Raw genomic sequence first — 21,528 nt, 5'->3', positions numbered from 1 at the left:
ATGCCGCCTGCCAGCCACTGCCGCAGGCTGCGCGGTGGATCGCAGTCTGCGGCGAAGCGGCTACAGGGGTTAGGGCGTTACTGCATATTGATGATGACTTCTTCCTGCCACAGCTGAGGCAGGGCCTTGGACGTTTTCTCCCAGGCATCGGCATCTTTGATCGGGGTTACGCCTTTGTATTGCTCATTTGGCAGCAACTTACGTTGCACGTCGTCTGGCAGCGTCAAGTGATCAGCCCGAATCGGCCGAGCGTTGCCCTTTGCAAGGTTGATTTGCCCTGCATCGCTGAAGATGAACTCACGGGTCAATTTAGCCGCGTTAGGGTGCTTGGCGTATTTGTTGATGAGGGTGGTGTACCCCGAAATGACGGAGCCATCCGAGGGGATCAGCACCACATAGTCATCGGGGTTGGCCATCTTGGCCTTGTAGCTCAGGCCGTTGAAGTCCCAGACAACACCCACTTCGACTTCGCCTTTTTCCAGCGTGGCGATGGTCGGATTGGCCAGCGACAGGCGCCCTTGTTTGGCGATGTCAGCAAACATGATCAGGGCCGGCTGAATGTTCTTTTCATCCCCGCCATTGGCCAGTGCAGCGGCAAGTACACCATTGGTGGCTTGGGCCGCGGTGCTGACATCACCGATAGACACTTTGTACTTTCCGGTTTTCAGGTCAGCCCATTTGGTCGGCACATCGGAACCGTGCAGCAGCTTTTTATTGACGATAAACGCAATAGTGCCGGTGTAGGCCAGCGCCCAGTTGCCGTCTTTGTCCTTGGCCCAGTCGGGGATTTGCTCCCAGGTGGTCGGCTTGTAGGGCTGGGTCACGCCTTTGGCCACGGCAATCGGCCCGAACGCAGCGCCCACGTCACCGATGTCGGCGCTGGCGTTGTCTTTTTCAGCTGCAAACTTGGCCACTTCCTGGGCTGAACTCATGTCGGTGTCAATGTGCTTCAAGCCGTAGAGCGTGTTCAAATCGGCCCACGTGCCTTTCCAGTTGGCCCACTCATCGGGCATGCCCACGCTGTTGACCACGCCTTCGGCGCGGGCAGCTGCTTCGAGGGTTTTCAAATCGACGTCGGCGGCCATGGCCGTGCTGCACAGAGCGATGCTTGAACCTAACAGTGATGCCAGAAAAAACTGTTTCATCCGTAGCTCCTTGGTTTTTTCACTCGTTTTTTTATGGGGCTTTTTCAGGGTGTTGGTCTAGGTCAGCAATACCTGAGCCAATTTAGGCCGGGCGTATGACACTTTGATGTCGGCATCCACTGCGCACGGGCAGATTGAGGCCAGCGCACGCATTGCAAGTAAGCGTAGACCATGGCGTTAGCAGCGTTTTTCGGGACATTGGCGACAGTAATGGCAAGGCATGTCATCGAACAGTCATGTGAGCTGCCTAGGCTTGGCACCTCAGGATCGCGGAGCAAACGGCCCGCTTTTGCCCATATTTGGTGCTGGACTAGTCCAGATAGGTAACGTTATGCGTGAAGAAGCCCCCAAGGCGGTGACAGCCATTAGCCGTGCGCTGCAGGAGCAAATCGGGCACGGCTTACTGGCCTGCGGCAGCCAATTGCCTGCAGAGCGCAAACTCAGTGAGTTGTTCGACACCACGCGGGTGACGGTGCGCGAAGCACTCTTGCAACTCGAAGCCCAAGGGGTGGTGTACCGCGAAGAGCGGCGCGGCTGGTTTATCTCGCCACCGCGACTGGCCTACAACCTGATGCAGCGCAGTCATTTTCACGCGATGGTCAGCGCCCAAGGGCGAGTGCCCACCACGGATGTGATTTCGGCGCGGTTGCAGCCTGCGTCTGCCGCCGTGTGCGAGCGTTTGAAGTTACCGGCACTGTCCAGCGTGATTCAAATTTGCCGGGGACGGCGTATCGACGGACGACGGGTGCTGTATGTAGAGCACTACTTGAATCCACAATACTTCCCACGGATTTTGGAGTTTGATCTGACGCAGTCGATCACCGAGCTGTATGCCCGCCACTACGATTTGCATTACGGTCGGGTGCAATTCGAGATCGTGCCCACAGCCTTGCCGGTGGCCGCCGCCGCTGTCTTGAAAGTGTCGATGGGCAGTCCGGGGCTACGCATCGCGCGGGTCAACTACGATCAGCACGGGCGGCTGATCGACTGCGACCTGGAATACTGGCGACATGACGCCATCCATGTTGGCGTCGAGGTGCAGGGGCAGGATTAATCCTTTTGTAAAACACCGCTGCCTGCCGTGATCACCTGCACGCTCAGGCGCGGCGTGGCCAGATCGAGCCCGGCTTCGTCCAGGTGCCGTTTGAGCGACAGGTTGAACGCGCGCGACACTTCCCATTGCTTGATCGGCGCGGTCTTGAAGCGCGCACGTAAAATCGCGCTGCCCGATTCAAAACTTTCAACCCCCTGAATTTCCAGCGGTGACCAGATATTGCGACGCTGAAGCGGGTCGGAGCGCATCTTTTGCCCGACCTCGCGCATCAACTTGATCGCGTCATCGATTTCCATGTTGTAAGGAATGGCCACGCGAAAGATCGCGTAGCCGAATTCGCGCGAGTAGTTCTTGATGCTTTTGATTTCGCTGAACGGGATGGTGTGCACGATGCCGTCGATGTCACGCAAGCGCACGGTGCGGATGGTCAGCCCTTCGACAGTGCCCAAGTGGCCGCCGACGTCCACGTAATCGTCGATGGCCAGCGAGTCTTCAATGATGATGAACAGGCCAGTAATCAAGTCCGCAACCAATGACTGCGCGCCGAAACCAATGGCCAGACCGATAACACCGGCACCGGCCAGCAGGGGCGTCACGTTCATGCCCATGTTGGCGAGGGCCACGATCAGCGCAATGATGAAAATGGCTGCGAACAGCACGTTGCGGATCAGCGGCATCATGGTTTGCGCGCGGGCGTTGGCCAGCCCTTTGCGTGAACGGGTCAGGGCATGGTGGATGGCCGTATCGGCCAGAATCCAGATCAGCCAGGCAAACAGCAGCGTACCGCCCAGACCGAACAGTTTGACGGTGATCTCATGGCCGTCGCCCTCGGTGATGCGAATCAGCGACAGGCCCCATACCCGCAGGCCCAGCTCGATGAACACCAGCCACACCACCAGGTGTGCGAGGGTGTAGACGAAGCTTTTCAGGCGTTCGGAGTACAGGGCGTGCCGCTTGTGCCCGCGTTGCGGTTTTTGCGCGTGCCGACGTACCAGGCCGTTAATGACCATGCACAGCACCACCAACACGGTGCAGATCAACGACTGCCGCAACGCAGTGCTGGTGTCGCCCGCCGAGATAAACGTCGCGGCCAGCGAGATGCCCACCAGAATCAGCGCTGCAATCCACCAGTACGTGCCGAGCAGTTCAATGGTGTCGCTCAAGGCGCGCCGGGTCAGGCGTCGGGAAAGAGGTTGGTTGCGAATCAGGTGAGCAATCGGGCGGCGGAAGCGAATGATGAACAAGCCGGTGGACAGCGCAGCCATGACATTGGCAAACGTGGCGGCCGTGTGTGCCAGGTGCACACCCAGCGTGGCCACCAGCCGTGGGTCGCTGAGGGCTTGGCCGAAGGCAGCAAAGCTGCCGATCCACCACAGCGGGCGAAAGGCCTGATGCCGCAGGATGTGCAGGGCGCGGTGGCGATGCGGGCCATCGAGGAGGGAAAAAGCAATCACGCAAATGGCCGAAAAACAGGTGCCGATGACCAGCGCATACGCCAGCACCATGGCCAAATCCTTGCCCAGCGAAGACGGCAGCGAATAGCTCATGTACACGGTGATCATCAAGGCCACCAGCCACGGGCCCAACTTGCGCAGGGCAAAACGCAGCATGTCTACCGCCTTGGGATGCTGCGGCAATTCTTCGCTCAGGCCAAAGCGCAGGCGCACCCGGTGGCTGACCCAAATCAGCAGCGCGGCCAGCAGGCTCCAGACCATGATGATGAGCGCAAAGGCAAAAATGATCGGCAGCCATTGGCTAGCAGGCAACATCAGGTCGTTGAGTTCATCTTGGGCCTGTTCGATTTCTCGTGCCCAGCGCGAGGTCGGGCTGTCTGTGCCCATGAACTGTTTTTCAAGGTCGGTCAGGGTGCTGCCGATTAGCCCAAGCACGCCGATTTCAGCTTCGGGTTGCGCCTTCTTGGTGGCGTCGCGCAGCTTCTTCAAATCGGCCAACAGTTTGCTGCGCTGCTGATCGTTCTCCAGGTTTTTAATCACTTCGTCCAGCGACTGGCCCAGAGGCTCGGTGGGTTGAGCCTGGGTTTTATCCGGGCTGCCTAACAGGCCGGGCAAGCCGACCGCGTGCGCAGACGTCAGGGGCGATAGCGTCAGTACGCAAACGAGCAGTAAATAAGGCAGGGCGAACAAACGAACAAGCACTGGGCGATCAACCTCAAGGGGGGCAGGTTGACCGAGTGTACGCTAGGGGCAGCGATGATTCATTTCTTGTCACACATGAAATCAATCATCGCTGGATTTTGCGAAAAAAGCTCAGGCGTTCAGGAATTCAGCTTGGCCAGAATCTTGAACACGATGGTGCCGAAAATCAGCAGCATGCCGCACCAGATCATCAGGACGCCGATGCCGCTGGTTCGCTCACGAAGGGTGAAACCGAAAGTCAGCAGCAACATGCCGCACACAATGGGAATCATCATGGAGTGGAACGCAGACATCTCGATCATTGTTATGGACCTGAAGGAATGAATGGGCTCCAGTCTAGGCCCGATTGTGAAAGTGTGCGGTGACGTGTATCAAAATTGAGCCGTACGCCCGCACATTTCAGCTAACGGAGCGGGGCAGGCCCGCTCCGCTCGGCTTCAGGGGAGTTGCTGGCTGGCGTAGAACGCGCTCAGCACTTTGACCAAATGCGCCAGGTCATGGCTGCCGGCCAGTTCGCGAATGGAATGCATGGCGAAGGTAGGCAGGCCGATATCCACGGTGCGTACACCCAAGTGGCTGGCCGTGATCGGGCCGATGGTGGAGCCGCAACCCATGTCACTGCGTACCACAAAACTTTGCACCGGTACTTCTTCGGCCATGCACAGGTGGCGGAAGAAACCGGCCGTTTCGCTGTTGGTGGCGTAACGCTGATTGCTGTTGACCTTGATCACCGGCCCGGCATTGAGTTTCGGACCGTGGTTGGCGTCGTGTTTGTCGGCGTAGTTGGGGTGAACGCCATGAGCGTTGTCTGCAGACACCAGCAGGGATTTCTGGAGGGTACGGACGAGCTCATCCCCTTCGGGCAGCAGGCGTTGCAGGATCTGCTCCAGCATCGGGCCATCGGCGCCGCAGGCCGAACAAGAGCCGACCTCTTCGTGGTCATTGGCCACGAACAAGCATGTTTCTTCGGTCTCGGTATTGAGCAGCGCTTGCAGCCCGGCATAGCACGACAGCAGGTTGTCGAGACGGGCGCCGGCGATGAAATCGCCATTGAGACCGATCACTGCGGCACTCTGGGTGTCGTAGAAGCTCAACTCGTAATCGAGCACCACGTCAGCGTTAAGGCCGTGCTCGCGGGCCAGTTGGTCGGTCAGCAAGGCGCGGAAGTCCACACGTTCATCGCCCGCGACCTGGGCCAGAATCGGCGGTAATTCGGTCTGCGGGTTAATCGCCCAGCCTTCGTTGGCGGCGCGATTGAGGTGGATCGCCAAGTTCGGAATGGTCGCAATGGGCGCCCTGAAATCGATCAACTGGCTTTCGACTTTACCGTCGCGGCGGAAAGTGACGCGCCCGGCCAGCGACAGGTCGCGGTCGAACCAAGGCGCCAGCAAGGCACCGCCGTACACTTCGACGCCCAGTTGCCAAAAGCCTTGGCGCTGCAGTTCGGGTTGAGGCTTGACCCGCAGGCAGGGGCTGTCTGTGTGCGCGCCGACCATGCGAATGCCACCGTGCAAGGGCGAGTGACGGCCCAGCTTGAAAGCCACGATGGAGGAGTCGTTGCGAGTGACGTAATAGCGCCCGTTGGCTTCAGTGAACCAGGTTTCGCGTTCGTCGAGGCGCTGATAACCGGCGGCCTCCAGACGCAGAACCATACTGGCGGTGGCATGAAAGGGGGTAGGGGAGGCCTTGAGAAAGTCGATCAGGCCTTGGTTCAACTCTTCGCGCATAAGTTACTCCAGACAGCAAGGCCGCGAGTTTAGCGCATTGGTCACAAAAATTGACCCCGATTGAACCTCAATCCCGCAGCCGCCGCCTGTGTTGCCTGGCAGCGACCACGCAGGGGCGGGAGTCAGAACGGTGCCGGGCACTCGAAGCGCAAGCGCTCACCGGTTTGCGGGTGAGTGAAGCTCAGCATGCTGGCGTGCAGGCACAGGCGTGGGTATGCCGCCAGCGCCTGTTCATGGGCGTACAGGCCGTCGCCCAGCAGCGGGTGGCCGATGGACAGCATGTGTACCCGCAGTTGATGCGAGCGGCCGGTGATTGGCGTCAGTTCCACGCGGCAGTAATCTCCACAGCGCTCCAGGACTTTCCAGAACGTCAGGGCATTTTTGCCAAACTCGTGATCCACCACGTGCCGGGGTTTGGTCGGCGGGTCGTAGCGCAGCGGCAGATCAATGGTGCCGCTGTCGAGCGCCGGTTGGCCCCAGGCCAATGCGGTGTAGGCTTTTTCGGTTTCACGGTCATGAAACTGGCGAGACAATTCGCGGTGGGTGTCAGCATCCCGCGCCAGCAAAATGATCCCGGACGTTTCCCAATCTAGGCGATGCACGATGCGCGCTTCGGGGTAGCCGTTTTCTTGCAGACGGGTAATCAGGCAATCCTTGTTGTCTTCTGCGCGGCCGGGCACGGACAGCAGCAACGTCGGTTTGTTGACCACAAGAACGCCAGCGTCCTCATGGATGATATGGATGTTCGACAACGGCATTAAAACAGCCTCTTGAGAAACGCCAACGGCGACGTGGGAACCTTCTCCGCAAAGAAGGCGCCCAGGTCGCCGTGGTGTCGGCCGGATCGGTTAACGATCTGGCAGGGTGATGTTGAGTTCCAGAATCGAGCAGCTGCCGTCGTTTTCCAGCGCGACATGCACGTCATCGTTGCCGATATTGACGTATTTACGAATCACTTCTACCAGCTCTTTCTGCAAGGCGGGCAGGTAATCCGGAGTGCTCCGTTGGCCGCGTTCGTGCGCCACGATGATCTGTAGACGCTCTTTCGCGACCGACGCGGTGCTTGGCTTTTTGTTGGCGCGAAAGAAGTCGAGAAATTTCATTGTTTAGTTGCCTCCAAAGATACGCTCGAAGAATCCCTTCTTCTTAACATCGAGGAAACGATGTTCCACGGTCTTGCCCAGCAAGCGATCAACCGCATCGCTGTAGGCCTGGCCAGCGTCGCTCTGGTCGTCAAGAATGACGGGCACGCCTTGGTTGGAAGCTTTCAAAACAGCCTGGGATTCCGGAATCACGCCCAGCAGGGTCACGGCGAGGATTTCCTTGACGTCTTCAACGCCGAGCATTTCTCCGCTGCTGACGCGCTCCGGGTTGTAACGGGTGAGCAACAAGTGCTCCTTGATCGGGTCCTGGCCTTCTTCAGCACGCTTGGACTTGCTGGCCAGCAGGCCGAGCATGCGGTCCGAGTCACGTACCGAGGAAACTTCAGGGTTGGTCACGACAATCGCTTCGTCTGCGAAGTACATGGCCAAGTGCGCACCGGTCTCGATACCGGCCGGGGAATCGCACACCACGAATTCGAAGGTTTCTTTGAGTTCCATCAGAACTTTTTCGACGCCTTCCTTGGTCAATGCGTCCTTGTCACGGGTCTGGCTGGCGGCCAGCACGTACAGGTTTTCCAGGCGCTTGTCTTTGATCAGTGCCTGTTGCAGGTTGGCTTCGCCGTTGACCACGTTCACGAAGTCATACACCACGCGGCGCTCGCAGCCCATGATCAAGTCCAGGTTACGCAGGCCAACGTCGAAGTCGACGATGACTGTTTTATGGCCGCGCAGTGCGAGGCCGGTACCGATAGCGGCGCTGGTGGTGGTCTTACCCACACCACCCTTGCCGGATGTAACCACGAGAATCTTGGCCAAGGTGTTTCACCCCTAAGGAAAAAGGACTTTTTAGCCCCTGAATAACATCTCTATTAACGACGGCAGGTGAACAGTCCTGGCGGATGATCGTGCAGCTCGGCGTTTACTTGAGTAAGCGCTGGCTGATTGTTGATTTCCTACAAGGTTTAAACTGTTTTCTCTACGCTTTTGAGATGGTTGGAAAATGGCGAGAGTATCCGTTAAAGACGGGTGATGTTCAACATGTCACTTGACAGACTGATTTGAACCCCTGCACCCCACAATGGATCACGGCGCAGGTCTTCCGACACTTTGTACTTGCCGGCAATCGACACCAGTTCGGCGCTCAACTGCTGGCAGAAAATCCGCGCCTTGGTATTGCCTTTATGTCCGGCCAGTGCACGACCGCGCATTGGCCCGTACACATGGATGTTGCCATCGGCCATAAGTTCCGCACCGGGGCTGACCGCCGCCATGACCACCAGGTCGCCACCTTCGGCATACACCGTCTGGCCACCGCGTACGGGGCTGGTGATGATGCGGGTCGGTTTGACCACCGGCTCAGGCGGTTTTTCGGGCTTTTTCTTGACCTCGGCTTCGACCGGCTCAATCGGTCGCTCACGTGCGCCGGACGGCGGCAGCACGGGCAGGTCGATGGCAATCGCGGCGGCAATGTCTTCAATGCGGCTGGCGCGAATGGCCAGGGTGCGCAGGCCATGTTGGCGGCAGACGCGCATCAGGCCCGGCAAATCAATGGCGCCTTCGCCGGCGGGCATTTTGTCTAATGCCAGAACGAGCGGGGTGTTGCTGAAGAAATTCGGGGCTTGTGCCACTTTGGCAGCCAGTTGGCGATCCAGGGCGTCAAGGTTGTTTTTGGCCAGTTCCAGCACCGTGATGGCGAGCATACTGCCCTTAAGCTGGAACACAGGGGCTTGGTCTAGCGATTCGGTTTGGCTCATGGTCGGTTTACTGCGGCTTGTCACTTAAAGTGCTGAGACTTATAACGAGAACGCCCGCGAGCCGCAAGCGGGGTCGAACGATGTAGAATGCCCGGCCCTTGTGTCTGTCCGGAATCATTAATGGATCGCCCGCGTTTTCGTGCTGCTTTTTTACACCCGCGTTTTTGGCCGCTGTGGTTGGGCCTTGGCGTGCTTTGGCTGGTGGTGCAGCTACCTTATAAAGTGCAGTTGGGGTTAGGGCGTGTGTTGGGTGCGCTGATGTACCGGGTTGCCGGTGCTCGTCGGCGCATTGCCGCGCGTAACCTTGAATTGTGCTTCCCCGAAAAGTGCGCCGCTGAGCGCAAGCGCTTGCTCAAGCAAAACTTTGCGTCAACCGGTATCGCGTTTTTTGAAATGGCCATGAGCTGGTGGTGGCCTAAGCCGCGTCTGGCCAAGCTGGCCCATGTAGAAGGGCTGGAGCATCTCAAGCAGGCGCAGTTGGAAGGCAAGGGCGTGATCCTCATGGCTTTCCACTTCACGACGCTGGAGATCGGCGCCGCCTTGCTCGGGCAAAAACACACCATCGATGGCATGTACCGCGAGCATGGGAATGCGCTGTTCGACTTCATTCAGCGACGCGGCCGCGAGCGCCACAACCTGGATTCGCTTGCGGTGGAGCGTGATGACGTACGCGGCATGCTCAAGTTACTGCGTTCAGGCCGTGCGATTTGGTACGCGCCGGATCAGGACTACGGCGCCAAGCAGAGTATCTTCGTGCCCTTGTTTGGCATTCAGGCGGCAACCGTGACCGCCACCAGCAAGTTTGCCAAGCTGGGCAAAGCGCAGGTTGTGCCCTTTACTCAACAACGGCTGGCGGATGGCAGTGGTTACAAATTGGTGATTCATCCGCCTTTGAAGGATTTCCCCGGAGAAAGCGATGAGGCCGATTGCCTGCGCATCAATCAGTGGGTCGAACGGGCCATTCGTGAGTGCCCCGAGCAATACCTGTGGGCTCACCGCCGTTTCAAGACCCGCCCGCCGGGCGAGCCCAAGTTGTACGACGCGCGCCGCTGACCCGCGCCGCCTGCAGGGCGCCCGTCGGTGAGCGGCGTGCCGCCGGTAACCGGCCTGATTCTCTCGGGCGGCGGCGCGCGTGCCGCGTATCAGGTGGGGGTGCTGGCGGCCATTGCCCAGTTACTGCCCGCGGGCGCGCCCAACCCGTTCCCGGTTATCGTCGGCACCTCGGCCGGGGCGATCAATGCAGTCAGCCTGGCCAGCGGCGCACTGAACTTTACCCTCGCCGTCGAGCGATTGACCGCCTTCTGGCGGCAGCTCGAAAGCCATCGGGTGATGCGCAGTGACTGGCCGGGCGTGATTCATCAGGCCAGCCGTTTTGTGAGTCGCAGTGTGTTGGGGCTTGGCCCTCAGGCTCCGGTGGCGCTGCTCAACAGTTCGCCGTTGCGCGATTTGCTCAACGACAACATCAGCTTTTCGGGGATCGATCAGGCCATTGCGGCGCAGCAGTTGCGCGCCGTGGCACTGACTGCTTTTGGCTATACCTCGGGCCAGGCCGTGACCTTTTACCAAAGTGAGCGCGCCATCGACGGTTGGTTGCGCCATCGCCGTATCGGGCGGCCAGCCGCCTTGACGGTCGAACACCTGCTGGCCAGCTCGGCCATCCCGCTTTTATTTGCTCCGGTCAACATCGGCGAAGAGTACTTCGGTGATGGCGCCGTGCGTCAGTCTGCGCCTATCAGCCCGGCCCTGCATCTGGGCGCTACGCGGGTGTTGGTGGTCGGTGTCAGCGGCAACCCGCGAGGGCCGGACACGGCAGGCGCACAAGCGCGCCATTTAAACGCCCGACAACCGAGTCTGGCGCAAATCGGCGGCCACCTGCTCAACAGTACGTTTATTGACAGCCTTGAGAGCGACATTGAACTGCTGGAGCGCCTGAACCACTTCAGCCGTTTACTGCCCGACCAACCCCACGGCCCGGGCCTGGCGCCGGTGGACGTGCTGGTGATTGCCCCCAGCCAGCCCCTCGACGAAATTGCCGCGCGGCATCGCCATGAACTGCCCGCCGCCCTGCGCCTGTTTTTACGTGGGCCGGGTGCGACCAAAACCAGTGGCGCAGGTGTGCTCAGCTATTTGTTGTTCGAGAAGGGGTACTGCACCGAGTTGATCGAACTGGGGCGCAAGGATGCGCTGGCCCAACGCGAAGCACTCTCGCGCTTTTTGGGCATTGACGCCCACAATCTGTAGGGGGTGTTGACGCGCACCGGGAGCGGATGCCCGGCGGCACAACCTGCGTGAGTACCTAAGCACAGGGGAGGTCAAAGCAGAGACGGTTTCTCACTTTGGTGCTGACCCCTTGGAGATGAGCTATAAATACAGTTTGCAGTCACGGTTGCTTTCTTATACTGATGTGTTAGGCCACACACAAACCTATACGTATAAACTTGAAGACGCGGGGCGTATGTCTCGAACTGCATTGGGGGAGATCGTTTCGGATTTTGAATACAATAGTTTGGGGCTTATAAAAAATATTAATACCGTTGATGGATCAAGCAAACAATCTGTAAGTGTGGCTCTTGAGTATGACGTGTATGGGCGTGAAATATTGCGAACATTCGATCTTAGTGGTGTAGAGCAAACCCTGCAGCAAGAATACGATGAAGTTGATAACTTGACTTCAAGGGTCTTGAGTGAAGGGGCACAAATCATTAGAGATGAAAGGTACTCTTACGATGCGCGTGGTCGCCTGGAAGTATATGAGTGCACGGGCAGCCAACCACCGATAGACCCGTTTGGCAAACCCATCAATACTCAAATATTCATTTTCGACGAGCTGGATAACATTACAGAGGTTACCACTCTTTATGCCGATGGTGGCACACACAATGCCGTGTATCAATTCACGTCGCTTGATCCGGTACAGTTAACCAGCTTTTCATATTCTGTTGATGGCGGTGAGCGGACCATTGTTGAGTTGGTTTATGATGAAAATGGTAATTTGGTAGAGGATGAGGCGGGACGCCTTATGGCGTATGACGAACTTAATCGTTTAAGGAGTGTTAGCACTTCCGCATCTTAATATCTGTAACAAGGCTGGTAACATTCAAGCAGTAAGTATAAACAATCCGAGAGAGGGTGTTACCTCTCTCGGATTATGAAGCCTTGCTACCGTGGAACTGCTCACCAGAAATGATCAAACTAAGGATGGTCTGAAATAGCCCCATGTTTTTCAGCTACGTCGTAATCGGCGCTTTCAAAAACGGCAGTCGATCAAAAGTAAGCGCTCCATAAACCCCACCGACTACAAGATGGGTAGAGCGCTTAGCTGGGCGATACCGGCGAGCAGTTCCACGGCAACAGCGCTTCGTAATCTTCAACCGAGTCCGCCAGTGGTAGCCGTTCTAATGCGTGGCGCAGCCACGCATAGGGCTCTTGGCCGTTGGCTTTGGCAGTCTCGACCAAGCTGTAAAGTTGAGCACTGGCGGTCGCGCCTTTGGGTGTGTCGCTAAACAACCAGTTCTTTCCTCCGATGACGAAGGGCCTGATCGCGCGCTCGGCAGCGTTGTTGTCGATTGGCAGATAGCCTTCCTCGACATACCGCTCCAGTTTGTTCCAGTTACTTGCCAGATAGCCGATGGCCTTGCCCAAGGCGTTCTGAGACGTAACTTGTGGCTGCGTCTTTTCCATCCAGCTTTTTAACTGAGCCAGTACTGGCAGACTCCGATCATGACGACCGGTTTTACGATCGTCGTCACACGCATCCTTTAGATCACGCTCTACGCCATACAGTTTGTTGATCAAGTTCAGCGCGATGTCGGCACGTCCTGTCTTGCCTTTAGGCTGCACTTTTTGTGCTTCCACGAACTTGCGACGAGCATGCGCCCAACACCCTAGACGCTCGACCCTGGCTTGCGCACCCAGCGCGTTGTAACCGGCGTAATCATCGGTCATCAGATAGCCGCGATAACCTTCGAGCAGGCGCGTCGGTACCTCCTGCGCACGGCTGGTGGAATAGTCAAAAAGGATCACTGGTTTATCTGGCGGGCCGCCGGTTTGCACCCACATCCAAGACTGGTTGCCTGGGTCTCGGTCAGGCTCTTTCAACACCTGCACGCGCGTTTCATCGCAGTGGACAACACGGCTACCCAACAGGCTATCACGCATTAAATTCAGCAGCGGCTGGAAGTGTTCACCGCACTGGATAACCCAGCGTGCCAATGTCTGGCGTGGGATATCGACGCCATGGCGGCTCAAGACTTTTTCGAAGCGGTGAAGCGGTAGTCCGTCGACGTACTTAGTGGTCAGCAACATCGCCAGAACACTTGGGCTGGCCATGCTTTTTTCAATCAGTTGAGCCGGCTTGTCAGCAGTGACCGGCGCCATCTCGCAGTCGCGGCAACCGTAAACTTTGCGAACGTGTCTGATCACACGGATCTGCATCGGCACGATCTCAAGCTGCTCGCTGACTTCTTCGCCAATCGTGTGTTTGCGGCAGCCGCAGACGCACGTCAGTTCATGTTCGGGAAGTTCGTGGATGATCTCGATACGCGGCAGATCGGCGGGCAGCGGCTTGCGTTTACCGCGGCGCTTGGTCGGGGCTACGACCTCTTCATCTGAGGCGTCGTCCACAGGCTCGACGACGCTTTCTACTTCATTGAAGAGGGCCAGTTGCGGCGTTGCCGCATCAGCTGTTTGCTCGGACTTACGTCCGAACAGACGCTGAAGCAAGAGCGCATTCTGTTCTTCTAGGCGAACAACTTTGCCCTTATCCAACTGACGTTCGTCGAGCATCTTCCCAAGCATTTGCTTGAGCAGAACGGGATCATCTGGAAGATTTTCAGGCAAGGAATTCATGCCCTGGATTATACCGAATCAGGCTACGAATCGCGGCGTCAAAACTTGATGAGGACGGTTGCGCCAGAGGTCAAAGCCATCGAGCATCCAGTTGAGTTCCTGGACGGTCAGAACGATAGCCTCTTCGGTGGCGTCCGGCGATGTTTTGAATCGTTCGGACTCCAGGCGCTTGAGCCAAAGGCAGAAGCCGTTGCGCTCCCAGTACAAAATCTTCACCCGGTTGCGCGACTTGTTGAGGAACACGAAAAGCACCGGATCAAACACCGCGACCTTGATGTCCAGTTCGACCAGCGCGGCGAGGCCATCGATGGATTTTCGGAAGTCCACGGGCTTGGGGTAGAGGTAGACTTTTTCGACTTTGGCATCGGGTCGCATCATGGCGAGCTGGCTCCTGAGGGAATCGGGAGCACAGCATCCGGGATCGGATCAGCGCTTTGAATGTGGGGTTTATGGAGCGCTTACCTTCGTTTGGTGCATTTCCGGGTCGCGCTTACCGTCCTTATTCTTGGTCGAACTGGGTGCATGAATCAGCGTGGCATCGACGATGGTGCCTTGTCGCAGTGACAAGCCACGGTCGCCCAGATAGCCATTGATTACACCGAGAATGCCAGTGGCCAACTCGTGTTTTTCCAGTAGGCGACGGAAGTTGAGGATGGTGGTTTCGTCCGGGATTCGCTCCAAGCTCAGACCGGAGAACTGGCGCAAGATCGTCGTCTCGTAAAGCGCCTCTTCCATCGCCGGATCGCTGTAACCGAACCAATTCTGCAGTAGATGAACCCGCAGCATGGCCCTCAACGGATAAGCCGGACGCCCCCCTTCGCCCTTCGGGTAATGTGGTTCGATCAGTGCAATCAAACCCTTCCAGGGCACGACCCGATCCATCTCGATCAGGAACAGTTCCTTGCGGGTCTGCTTGCGCTTACCGGCGTACTCGGCATCGGCGAAGGTCATTTGCTTCATCATCGAAAGGCTCGGCGATTGGTGTCCGGTGATTTTGCCAAATCAGGAAGTCTTTTTCAGAATTTCCTTAAAACACTTACAACACGCTCACTCACCACTTACGATTGACGCACAACACACGCAGGAGGCTACGCTGATCAACGGGCAGTCAGATGTAAGTAATACCTCTTGCACACAAGGTAAAAACAGTAAAAACCTATCAGAACGACTAGTACCTAATTGCTTGTTTTCGACGTAAGGTCGTGAAACCGATACCTGTCGGAAACCTACCCACTGTCATGCAAGGATATTGAAAATGGCTTCTCAATTTATTCCAAGAGCGGCATTTCCCACCGCATCCTTTTTAATTGTCGCCGCTATGGCGGCAAGTTTCTCAACGCATGTGTTTGCAGCGCCAGTGGAACTGACTCCGGGTGAGAATGGCTGGTCATATGAGCTAACGAAGGACTACCTCTATGAATGCCCGCTACATGAGGCAATGACCGCCAGAGCCCACAGAGGAGACGAGAATGAAAAAGCATATATAAGATGCCAAACATTTTATTCATATGGACAGTCAGCCGAACTTTCATCAAGCGATGAGAATAGTACTGATCCCAATGGGCAATGGTCTGAACAACTAGATGAAGGTAAAGAGGATGGACACGATTACACATGCAAAAACGGCGAAGTGATGACCGGAATGGAACGTAGTGGAGATGAAAACGGGCATACAAAATACCGTTGCAGTGTCGTAAAAATAAATGGCGAAATTAAAAAAATGCACCCAGCTACTCAACGTAAAGAAAAAGAGTCTGCGCATCTATTTGCTTGCCCGACAGGGCAGGCATTAATAAGACGCGCACATTTATGTACCGGCTCCGGCAGTGCCTGTGATGAAAACCAAGATACGATTTATCAATGCGGCTATATTCGAGCAGTCGATTAACCCATGTAAAAGTCTCAACTTGATCTGACTTTCCCTCTTTGAAAAAATGGGGCTAGCGGGTGTGGTGATTGTGCGAGCAATCACCACCCCATGAGAAGTAGCCCACATGAACATTGAAAATCAACCGATTGTTAAGCACACAGTGAGCTTGTTCAATCTAGTGTACTGTCTCTAAAATAAAGTCTCCGAAAATTGGCTATGCTTTCCCCGTCAACAACAGGTCGGAGGCGAGCAGATGAACTCGCAGAACATTACCCTCACGTCAGAAGAGCACAGCGAGCTCAGTCGCCGCATTAGGTCTGCCACTATCAGTCAGCGTGATGGCCGTCGTGCCCGGGTAATTCTGTTGGCGGCTCAAGGCCACTCACGGGTAGACATAGCCCGTCTGATTGGCTTTTCACTGCGCTCAGTCACCCGCTGGTGCCAGCGGTTTCAAGAGCTGCGATTAGAGGGCCTGATTGATAAACCTGGACGGGGGCGTCCTTCATCCTTGCCACCGGAGGCACTGAGTCGAGTACTTGAACAGGTGGTTCAACCGCGCATTGGGCAACCTCGCTGGAGTTGCCGAAGCATGGCTAGCGTCGCGGGGATTTCGCCGGCCAGCGTCCAGCGAATCTGGGCGGCCAACGACATCAAGCCGCATCTGACGCGCACCTTCAAACTCTCCAATAATCCGCACTTTGAAGAGAAATTTTGGGATGTGATCGGGCTGTACCTCGACCCGCCAGACAAGGCGTTAGTGCTCTGCTGCGATGAGAAAAGCCAGGTTCAGGCCCTTGAGCGCACCCAGCCCGGACTCCCTCTTGGCATCGGTCATATCCGAACTCAATCGCACGATTATGTTCGCCATGGCACGGTCACCTTGTTCACTGCGCTGGACTATCTTCAGGAGCACTTGATCAGTTGCATCGAGCGCCAACACCGGCATCAGGAGTGGCTGGAATTTCTCAAGAAGATCAATCGAGAAACGCCCAAACATCTTCAACTGCACCTGATCGTGGACAACTACGCCACGCACAAACACCCGACAGTGAAGGCCTGGCTTGAGAAGCACAAACGCTTCCACATGCATTTCACGCCAACCTCAAGTTCGTGGATGAACATGGTTGAGCGCTTCTTTCGCGACATCACGGTGTACCTGCGCGAGGGTAGCTTCAGTACTGTTCGCGAGCTGGAGAGTTCGATTACCACGTTCCTGGCACTGCGAAATGCGCAGCCCACTCGTTACGTTTGGAACGCCAAAGGAGAAGACATATTGAACAAAATACAACAAGCCCGCGAGGCAATGGCGTCGCAGGCATGAGGGATATTATTTCTGAGACAGCACACTAGCCTGTTTCACCTTGCTTAACCGTCGCTCGCAAACATTTGCTAAAGACCCTGCGGGTGTTCAGACTGCTGTGCGACGTAGGTTCTTATTCAGCAATCTGTAACTTGCGTGCCTCGGTGTAGATATAACGCAATTTGTCGTACTCAAATGGCGAATCGAACTGTCCATAACGGAAGCTGGTGGTGTAGCGCTTGTCGACAGCGCCCAATACCCAAATTTCCGGGTGACGCGTGCTTTCGTGTGGCACGTTGAGGAAGTTGATTTCCTGATTGACGCCGTAGTCGACCACTAACCCGGTGGTGTCCCGCAGGTTGGACGGGCCAAGAATCGGAAGCATCAAGTAAGCCCCACCTGGAACGCCATAGAAACCCAAGGTCTGACCGAAGTCTTCGCTGACGCGCGGCAGGCCCATTGACGTGGCCGGGTCCCACAGGCCGCCGACCCCTAAGGTGGTATTTAACAACAGTCGCCCGGTGGTTTCCAGGGAGCGCTGCCCCTTGAGTTGCAGCAGGCTGTTAAACAGGTTGGGGACGTCGCCCAAGTTGTTGAAAAAGTTACTCACGCCTGTGCGCACAAAGCTTGGCGTCACGTAGCGGTAGCCATTGACCACCGGCAGGAATACCCACTGATCGAAGCGGTAGTTGAAGTGGTAGATCCGGCGGTTCACCGACTCCAGCGGGTCATAAACGCTCAGGGCGTTCATGGTGGCGCGTTCAAACTCGCGTTGATCCAGCCCGGGATTGAACTTGAGGAGTTTCAAGGGTTGGGTGAAGCCATCGACATCTGCGGTTCGTTCAAGGTTGGCCTTGCTGTTGTCCGCTTGGGCAACGCCAGCGCTGAGCAGGGCGGCAACCAGTAATAAATGTTTAGCCACGGAAGAACTCCAGCATATCGTCAGCGTTGACACGGTAGTTGAGGTTGCCGCAATGGCCGCCATACGGGTAGACAGTCAGCCGATTGCCAAAGGTTTTACGCAGAAACCCAAGGTCGCCAGGGCCGAGGATGATGTCGTCGGCGTTGTGCATGACGGCAATTTTCGAGCTGTTTTGCAGGTAGTCCTTCAGGGCGTACAGGCTCACCTGATCGATCAATTGCAACAACGTTCCGCCATCGGTGCGGGCCCGCCACATGGGGATGACTTGCTCAGTCAGGTAGCAATCGAAGTCGCACTGCAGTGAGCGCTTGAGGAACGGCGTGAGGCTGGTGCCTTCGGTGATCGGGTAATTGGGCGGCGTGATCAGCCCACGACGGTTGATCAGGTCGGAGGTGAACACGATGTCGGCTGACGAGAAACGGAACATGGTGCCGATCAACATCGCCATTTGTTCGTTGGTCAGTCGTTCCTTGGAGTTCTGGATGTCGTACACCAGTGCAGCGTTGATGTCGACGTAGCCTTTTTGTTTGAAGTACCGGGTCAATTTGTTCAGCACCAGTTCATAGAAGGTGGTGCTGTTGTTGATCCCTTTGACTTCGGTCTGTACCAGTTTGTCGAGGTTGCTGATGGAGGTGTACAGGTTGACTGGCGGGTTGAGCATCAGCACTTTTTTAAAGTTGAAGCTCTTGCGCGTCTCATCCAGGTGGCTGACAAAGGCTGCGTCCAGCGCGCCCAGGCTGTAGCCGCTGAGGTAGTAGTCGGTCACCGGGACATCGGCCTGCTGCGCACGCACCGCTTGCATGACGCGGTAGAGGTCTTCGGCATCGTATTGGCTGATGCCGGGCGTCGCAAAGCGTGAGGCGGCGCTCATGAAGTCATAGCTGGTGGGCGATGAGAGCTGCACCACGTGGTAACCGGCCTGGTAAAACAGTTTTTTCAGAAATTCGTTGAGGCTGCTGTTGTAGGGCGCGCCGGTGCCGGCAATCAGGAACATCAAGGGCGCCGGGTGATCTTGTCGGGCCATGCGGTAGGTGAGTTTTTTGACTGCCCAAAAGTTGGCGGGCAGGGTGAACTCGCGCTCAGGGCGCAGGGTCAGGCTGTAATCCGATTGTCGAATGTCATCTTCGCTCGGTAGATACGGGCGCATCTCCGGTGGCGTGGTGGCGATGGTGGCTTCAAACGGATTGGTGATCGGGTAGCCATAGGTTGCGGGGTCGACATCGACCGCCTGTGCGGACGCACTCAATACAAGGCCGCCGAGCAAGGCAAGGAGGGACAGAGAACGAAGCATGAAGACTATCCTAGAGAAGGTGCTGAGAAGATTCGCAGGCTATGACCACAGGGCTACCTTCGAAGTGCCTTTTGCACCCCTAAATAAATCCCCCTACGTGTCGCAGGCGGCAATTGGCTACCAGACGATACACGTTGATTGACTTTAGTGAACAGATATCTGATTGCAAGGCTTGCATACCCGACAAGTGTGATTAAGCTGAGCGCCGCTTTTGCCTATCGGAGTTGTTATGCGCCCTCGTTTGCCGTTGATATTGCTGCTCATTGCTGTGCCCGTGTGGCTGGCTGCCGGTTATGGCCTGCGCTATGGCTTGATGGAAGATCCGCAGTGGGTGGGCACCTGCGTGGCTGAGGCGACCCGCTGGGAGTGCCAGTTGCGCGCGAATTTGGGCTTGTTGATTCATTTCAGGGTGTTGGGTTGGGCTGCGATTGCTACTGCGGTTGTGGCCTTTTTTGTGCGTGGCCCTCTTGGTAATGCTTTGGCGGTGCTGGCATTGGCTTTTGGGCTGCCAGCACTGGCGTTGTATAACGCCAGTCTCGCTGTGTTTGCGGTGGTGATTGCAGGGTTGCGACTGGTGAGGGCCAAGCGGATTTAAACCGCGCGAGGGTTGTATCCCATGCAGCCTCGCGCAGCGTTGCAGCAATTACCGGTGGTGCAGTCTCAAGCTGCGCCACAATGCCATCACCAGTAATACGCTTACCATCGCCCAACCCCACGCCTGTTCGTTGCTGAGGCCTTCGCGGTACAGCTGCAAGGGGATGCCCGCGCCGATAATAAACGCCAGTAACCCGAACTCCCGGCGCGGCCCGCGCACCGGGCGCAGCAGGTATACCAGTGCCGGCAGCAACAGCGCAGCACTCGGGAAGCTGCGATAGCGCGGTTCAAACACCAGGCCGAGCATCATTACGGCTCCGGCAAACCCGGCAGCGGCCAACCACCAGCCAGCGCGGCGTTCGAGCATATTGAACAGTCGCTCGCGCCATCCGTCTTTTTGCCCTAATGCCAACGCGGTATGGGCCATGACGATCAGATTGAGTCCCAACAGGATCCCGGCCCATAGCCATTCTCCGGCAAAGCGGCTGGTGACAGACGCCAGTTCAGCCCAGGCAATGATCGTGCACCCCGACAGTGCGCCCAAAGCAGGCAACAGCAGTGCAGCACGGCTGCTGCGAACCCGGCCGCCAATCAGTAAGGTAGCGATCAATAATGCGACGCCGAGACCTAGCCAGACGGGCCAGTGCGGCAGATTGGTCACAGGGCCTGCGAGTATCCCTTTGTCTTGACGGTCCGCATCGAACAAGCCCCAGTAACCGCCGACAGCACCTTCACTGCCGCGTTTCCAGGGTTGATCGAAGGCTTCAATCAGGTTGTATTTCCAGCCGTTCTGCTCGGCAAGGGTCACAAAACCACGAATGAAACGGGCTTCATTGACCCGGCTTGGCAGTGCTGTTTCGCGCTGGCGACCCTCGCTGGGCCAGCCGGTTTCACCGATCACAATGTCCTTGGGCGCAAACTTGCTACCGAAGGCTTGGCGAATTTGTGCGACATGGTTAACCGCCTGATCGATCCCGGCAGGGTCATCTTCCCAATAGGGCAGTAGGTGAATGGTCAGGAAGTCGACAGCGGGCGCGATTTCCGGGTGTTGCAGCCAGAACTCCCAGACGTCCGCATAGGTGACGGGTTGTTTTATCTGGCTCTTCACCTGCTCGATCAGCGTGACCAACTGCGGGGCAGTGATTTCTTTGCGTAGCAGCGCCTCATTACCCACGATGACCGAGCTGACGATATCCGGGTTGGCATTGGCCGATGCAATCAGCGCATTGACTTCTTCGGCGGAGGCTACCGGGTCCCGGCTTACCCAGGCCCCCATCATGACTTTGAGCCCATGTTTGCGAGCCAGCTCGGGCAAAGCTTCAAGACCGGCCTGCGAGTAGGTGCGTACGCAATTAAAACGCGTGGCCAGCAGGGCCAGGTCAGCATCCATTTGCTCAATGCGCGGCACGAACGGTTGATCGAAGGGTGATTGATCCTTACCGAACGGCGTATACGAGGCGCACTGCAACTTGTGGGTTGGCGTGGCCGCATCGGGCAGGATCACGGGTTGGCCTAAGCCGTACCAGAAACCGGCCACGGCAAACAGGCTCAGCACGCACGCGAAGAGGTAGGGCAGGGTGGGGAAGCGGGCAGTCGCAGACATGGTCAGGCCGTATGGGAGCAAAGCCGCGCATCTTACCTGCAATTAGAGCTGTCCAGCATGTGTGAATGATTTTGTTACGTCTAAGGATGCTCCGATCAACTTGCTGCGCGGCGGCGGCAAGTCGTAATTTGCACGGCACGCAGCGCTATTTGCTCAAAACG

The 21,528-nt window shown here is 56.9% G+C and carries 20 protein-coding genes and 1 pseudogene; 7 read left to right on the top strand and 14 right to left on the bottom strand.

The window, feature by feature from the left end:
* Nucleotides 1–77: 77 nt before the first annotated feature.
* Complete coding sequence (locus tag CJF39_RS14380) at nt 78–1,145, bottom strand: ABC transporter substrate-binding protein (protein WP_094994016.1); 1,068 nt, start codon at nt 1,143–1,145, stop codon at nt 78–80.
* Nucleotides 1,146–1,476: 331 nt separating this feature from the next.
* Between CJF39_RS14380 and CJF39_RS14375 the strand changes: the two genes are divergently transcribed.
* Nucleotides 1,477–2,199 (top strand): UTRA domain-containing protein, encoded by a 723-nt coding sequence (locus CJF39_RS14375; protein ID WP_094994015.1) that lies wholly within the window; start codon nt 1,477–1,479, stop codon nt 2,197–2,199.
* Here CJF39_RS14375 and CJF39_RS14370 read toward each other — a convergent pair.
* The 7 genes from CJF39_RS14370 to minC form a co-directional block, all read right to left on the bottom strand.
* Nucleotides 2,196–4,355, bottom strand: a complete 2,160-nt coding sequence (locus CJF39_RS14370; protein ID WP_094994014.1) for a mechanosensitive ion channel family protein — start codon at nt 4,353–4,355, stop codon at nt 2,196–2,198. The two genes, CJF39_RS14375 and CJF39_RS14370, sit on opposite strands and share 4 nt — an antisense overlap.
* A 119-nt stretch (nt 4,356–4,474) precedes the next feature.
* Nucleotides 4,475–4,657 carry a hypothetical protein gene (locus tag CJF39_RS14365; RefSeq protein WP_094994013.1) on the bottom strand — a complete coding sequence of 61 codons (183 nt, stop codon included), beginning with the start codon at nt 4,655–4,657 and terminating at the stop codon, nt 4,475–4,477.
* 135 nt (nt 4,658–4,792) lie between these two features.
* Nucleotides 4,793–6,082 (bottom strand): M18 family aminopeptidase, encoded by a 1,290-nt coding sequence (locus tag CJF39_RS14360; RefSeq protein ID WP_094994012.1) that lies wholly within the window; start codon nt 6,080–6,082, stop codon nt 4,793–4,795.
* A gap of 122 nt (nt 6,083–6,204) precedes the next feature.
* Nucleotides 6,205–6,840, bottom strand: coding sequence for an RluA family pseudouridine synthase (locus CJF39_RS14355; protein ID WP_047274219.1), 636 nt, complete (start codon nt 6,838–6,840; stop codon nt 6,205–6,207).
* 90 nt (nt 6,841–6,930) lie between these two features.
* The gene (gene minE / locus CJF39_RS14350; protein WP_003175252.1) at nt 6,931–7,185 is read right to left on the bottom strand and encodes a cell division topological specificity factor MinE; all 255 of its coding nucleotides are present in this window, start codon (nt 7,183–7,185) and stop codon (nt 6,931–6,933) included.
* A gap of 3 nt (nt 7,186–7,188) precedes the next feature.
* On the bottom strand, nt 7,189–8,001 hold the full coding sequence (minD, locus tag CJF39_RS14345) for a septum site-determining protein MinD (RefSeq protein ID WP_094994011.1): 813 nt from the start codon (nt 7,999–8,001) through the stop codon (nt 7,189–7,191).
* A gap of 200 nt (nt 8,002–8,201) precedes the next feature.
* On the bottom strand, nt 8,202–8,939 hold the full coding sequence (gene minC / locus CJF39_RS14340; RefSeq protein WP_094994010.1) for a septum site-determining protein MinC: 738 nt from the start codon (nt 8,937–8,939) through the stop codon (nt 8,202–8,204).
* Nucleotides 8,940–9,059: 120 nt separating this feature from the next.
* Here minC and CJF39_RS14335 point away from each other — a divergent pair, with 120 nt between their 5' ends.
* The 3 genes from CJF39_RS14335 (at nt 9,060) to CJF39_RS14325 (ending at nt 12,012) form a co-directional block, all read left to right on the top strand.
* Nucleotides 9,060–9,992: a lipid A biosynthesis lauroyl acyltransferase gene (locus tag CJF39_RS14335; protein ID WP_094994009.1), complete on the top strand. Its 933-nt coding sequence runs from the start codon at nt 9,060–9,062 to the stop codon at nt 9,990–9,992.
* Between the two features lie 27 nt (nt 9,993–10,019).
* Nucleotides 10,020–11,180: a patatin-like phospholipase family protein gene (locus CJF39_RS14330; protein WP_094994008.1), complete on the top strand. Its 1,161-nt coding sequence runs from the start codon at nt 10,020–10,022 to the stop codon at nt 11,178–11,180.
* A 115-nt stretch (nt 11,181–11,295) separates the two neighbouring features.
* Nucleotides 11,296–12,012: a hypothetical protein gene (locus CJF39_RS14325; RefSeq protein ID WP_094994007.1), complete on the top strand. Its 717-nt coding sequence runs from the start codon at nt 11,296–11,298 to the stop codon at nt 12,010–12,012.
* Nucleotides 12,013–12,254: 242 nt separating this feature from the next.
* Here the strand turns inward: CJF39_RS14325 and tnpC are convergent, their stop codons facing one another.
* From tnpC to CJF39_RS14310, 3 genes and pseudogenes are all read right to left on the bottom strand, one after another.
* Complete coding sequence (gene tnpC, locus CJF39_RS14320) at nt 12,255–13,787, bottom strand: IS66 family transposase (protein WP_094994006.1); 1,533 nt, start codon at nt 13,785–13,787, stop codon at nt 12,255–12,257.
* Between the two features lie 18 nt (nt 13,788–13,805).
* Entirely contained in the window at nt 13,806–14,165 is a 360-nt protein-coding gene (gene tnpB / locus CJF39_RS14315; protein ID WP_249275366.1) for an IS66 family insertion sequence element accessory protein TnpB, read from the bottom strand.
* An 84-nt stretch (nt 14,166–14,249) separates the two neighbouring features.
* Nucleotides 14,250–14,747 (bottom strand): annotated as a pseudogene (locus CJF39_RS14310) (IS5 family transposase); the annotation flags it as partial.
* 295 nt (nt 14,748–15,042) lie between these two features.
* Between CJF39_RS14310 and CJF39_RS22845 the strand changes: the two are divergent.
* Nucleotides 15,043–15,675: a hypothetical protein gene (locus CJF39_RS22845; protein ID WP_141232191.1), complete on the top strand. Its 633-nt coding sequence runs from the start codon at nt 15,043–15,045 to the stop codon at nt 15,673–15,675.
* A 235-nt stretch (nt 15,676–15,910) separates the two neighbouring features.
* Nucleotides 15,911–16,978, top strand: coding sequence for an IS630 family transposase (locus CJF39_RS14305; protein WP_094994005.1), 1,068 nt, complete (start codon nt 15,911–15,913; stop codon nt 16,976–16,978).
* A gap of 112 nt (nt 16,979–17,090) precedes the next feature.
* Here the strand turns inward: CJF39_RS14305 and CJF39_RS14300 are convergent, their stop codons facing one another.
* Together CJF39_RS14300 and CJF39_RS14295 are read right to left on the bottom strand one after the other, a co-directional pair.
* Complete coding sequence (locus tag CJF39_RS14300; protein ID WP_048375839.1) at nt 17,091–17,879, bottom strand: MlaA family lipoprotein; 789 nt, start codon at nt 17,877–17,879, stop codon at nt 17,091–17,093.
* A complete protein-coding gene (locus CJF39_RS14295; RefSeq protein ID WP_094994004.1) occupies nt 17,872–19,170 on the bottom strand; it encodes a serine/threonine protein kinase in 1,299 nt (432 codons plus the stop codon). The genes CJF39_RS14300 and CJF39_RS14295 overlap by 8 nt, the downstream gene beginning before the upstream one ends.
* A gap of 229 nt (nt 19,171–19,399) precedes the next feature.
* On the opposite strand from CJF39_RS14295, the gene CJF39_RS14290 reads away from it, so the two are divergent.
* Nucleotides 19,400–19,765 carry a hypothetical protein gene (locus CJF39_RS14290; RefSeq protein ID WP_094994003.1) on the top strand — a complete coding sequence of 122 codons (366 nt, stop codon included), beginning with the start codon at nt 19,400–19,402 and terminating at the stop codon, nt 19,763–19,765.
* A gap of 48 nt (nt 19,766–19,813) precedes the next feature.
* Here the strand turns inward: CJF39_RS14290 and CJF39_RS14285 are convergent, their stop codons facing one another.
* Nucleotides 19,814–21,367 carry a glycosyl hydrolase family 17 protein gene (locus CJF39_RS14285; protein WP_094994002.1) on the bottom strand — a complete coding sequence of 518 codons (1,554 nt, stop codon included), beginning with the start codon at nt 21,365–21,367 and terminating at the stop codon, nt 19,814–19,816.
* Nucleotides 21,368–21,528: the final 161 nt, after the last annotated feature.

This window comes from Pseudomonas lundensis, from assembly GCF_002269125.1.
GTDB lineage: Bacteria > Pseudomonadota > Gammaproteobacteria > Pseudomonadales > Pseudomonadaceae > Aquipseudomonas > Aquipseudomonas lundensis_A.
This window is presented reverse-complemented; position numbering and strand designations above follow the sequence as displayed.